The 2,807-nt window shown below is 63.1% G+C and carries 2 protein-coding genes; one reads left to right on the top strand and one right to left on the bottom strand.

The genetic code is table 11. The features are described from left to right. Positions 1-220: 220 nt before the first annotated feature. Positions 221-2,413 (top strand): pepsin/retropepsin-like aspartic protease family protein, encoded by a 2,193-nt coding sequence (locus AC1D12_RS30095; RefSeq protein ID WP_477844915.1) that lies wholly within the window; start codon positions 221-223, stop codon positions 2,411-2,413. 129 nt (positions 2,414-2,542) lie between these two features. On the opposite strand, the gene AC1D12_RS30090 is transcribed toward AC1D12_RS30095, so the two are convergent. Then, a partial coding sequence (locus AC1D12_RS30090) for a CPBP family glutamic-type intramembrane protease (RefSeq protein ID WP_477844913.1) occupies positions 2,543-2,807 on the bottom strand: 265 nt, incomplete at its 5' end.

Below are 2,807 nucleotides of genomic sequence, written 5' to 3'. Positions count from 1 at the left end.
TGCAGCGGTTGCGGCCGGTCAGCGGGAGACTTCGAATGTCCGCTCACCGCGGCACTGCTGACGCTGAGAGGCGCCCTCGGCAACGCTGGATGGACAGCGGTTCGTCTGCGCCTCGACCTGGCGCGGCGGGACGTCCGCTCTGCGCGCCCGGGAACTCACACAGTCGACCCATCGGCGACATTCGCGGGAGGCAAAACCCTGCCGCAAAGCAGATGCTTCCGTGTCAAGAAAGAACATCGGGTTCTCTTTCGACCAGACAATGCGCGGCGCCAAGCTCGCCACCGCGCGTCCGCCACGAGCACATCCGATGGCATACGCCCCGACGCGAAGAAGGCTTGTCGCGATGGCGGTGTCGCTGCCGCTGGCTACCGCGATGTGCCGTTCCCTCGCGGCGACTCGAGTTTCGTATCATCCGCCACGACAAGGTCTGTTGAACCAATTCCATCGCAGGACCCTTGCCTCCGGTAAGGGCGCCGAGATGCCCCTGGACCAGATCCTGGCCAAGCGGCTTCATATGGAAGCCTCTGTCTGCGGCTCGCAAAGCCGCTTGCCAGGGGCGGTCGACAGTCGATCCACAACGAGAACACACCATCCGATGGTCCTCTTGAACGCCCTACTTGCCGCGGCCACTTGTATGTCTGCACACGAGCCTGATCGCCTGCTGGATGACTATCGTGCCGCGATCTCGGCACCCGTCGAGAGCCGTGGAACGTGGTCGGGCCGCTATGCATTCCAAAGCGCCGGCCTCACCGGCGAAAGCACAGTGACCATCGATCTGCAGACCGGCATCTACCGCAGAGAACTGCGGGCCGGGATCATGACCGGCGGCGAGGGCTTTGACGGCCACCTGGCCTGGCTCCGCGACCTGTCGGGTTTCGTCACATCTCAAGAAGGCGGAGATCGCCGTTCGCTGGCGATCAACGAGGCCTACAGGAACGCCAATCTTTGGTTGCGCGCCGACCGCGGCGGCGCGTCGCTCGAGTCGATCGGCTGCGGTGGAATCCGCGTGACGCCGCCAGGCGGAAAGCCGTTCGAGGCATGGTTCGATGCCAGCACGCGCACCCTGCGCCGGCTACGCGAGGCGCAGAGCTTCGGGACGACGGTGGAAACAACCTTTGACGACTATCGCAGTGTCGATGGCCGAGTCGTGCCGATGCGGATCGAAATCATGTACGGCGACAGTCCGGATAGCAAGGAAACGCTGCTCCTCAAAGACGTTGCTCGCGGCGAGCCAAAAATGCCGGCCGCGTACGCCATGCCAGACGACAACCCGCGGGATTGGAAATTGCYGCCCGCGGGCGAGACGACACTTCCTTTCCGCCTGGTCAACAACCACATCCTCGTCGATGTGAAGGTCGATGGGCGTGGCCCGTTTGCCTTCATGGTCGACACCGGTGGGCATAACATCGTCACGCCGTCGACGGTGGCGGCGCTGGGTCTGAACGTCAAGGGATCGACGTCGACCTCGGGCTCGGGAGAGACGGTGGTCACCGGCGGCTATGCCCGCATCGGCGAAATTGATGCTGGCGGTGCGGTGCTGGCCGATCAGACTTTTTTGACCCTCGAGTTCAGTCCCCCCGAGGTTGAAGGCCTCCAACTCGGTGGAATGCTGGGAGCGGAGTTTTGCGAACGTTTCGTCGTCATGGTCGACTACGGGGCTCGCACGATCACGCTGATCGACCCGCAACGCTTCGAACCGGCCAAGCAGGCGTCGCTGGGTATTCCCCTGCCGATGCGCTACTACCTGCACATGCCTCAGGTCGACGGTGCTGTCGACGGGCGATCGGCGCGCTTCAACATTGACACGGGCGCGAGGGACGAACTCGTGCTGACGAGCACGTTTGTCGCATCCCACAGGCTGCGGGACGAATACCCGCACGGCGTGACCATGACAACCGGGTGGGGCGTCGGTGGCCCTTCGCGCACGTATTCCGTGCGCCCTGACACCGTGTCGCTAGGGCCTGTTACTGTCCAGCGACCGGTGGTCGGTCTCAGCGCGGCCACCAAAGGCGTGTTCGGCGACCCATCCTTCGACGGGAACGTCGGAAGCGGGTTGCTGAAGAGGTTCGTGGTGACGTTCGACTATGCGCGCAAGACGCTGTACTTGGCGGCTCTCGCCAAGACAGATCCGGACACAGGCAGCTTCGACCGCATCGGCATGTGGCTCAATCTTGACTCTGCCGGCCAGACGGTGATGGACGTTCTTCCGGGCGGGCCCGCTGACGTGGCAGGACTCAAGGTGGGTGATTTGATTACTGACATAGATGGTGTTGCGCATGACTACCGTTCGCTATCGGACACCCGGCGAGCCATGAAGCTTATGTCACTGCGGAAAACTGTGGTCATTCGCTATCGGCGGGGCGCGATCGCCTTGGAGACGATCGTCCAGCCCCGGGAACTGCTTCCAAGATGATCGAGACGCTGTTCTCACATCGACGCGACGGAGGCACACCGCTGTCGAGAAGGCGGCGCGCCAGAGCCGCAGGGGCTTGCAACCCTGAGCAGCCTGTCGAGGTATCGCAAGACGCACGCTGACCGACGTTCATCCCGCAAAAAGCAGATGGCGCCCGAGATGATCGAGCCACAGATCCCAGTTCAGGGTGATTGCCACCAGACTCGCCGTATCGCCCACGATGTGAGCCACCATATTTGCCCAGAGGTTCCCGCGCTGCTGAAGAACGAGTAAGCCGAACAGCAGGCCCAACGTGCCGGTAAGCAGCATACCGCTCGGCCCCTGATGTTCGTGCGCCAGAGAAAAGAGGATCGCGGCCAGCAGTGCGCCAGAGAAAAGAGGATCGCGGCCAGCA

It is taken from the genome of Rhizobacter sp. P1_G5 (assembly GCF_056405435.1).
The sequence above is the reverse complement of the archived record's forward strand: the minus strand, read 5'-3'. Positions and strand labels throughout refer to the sequence as shown.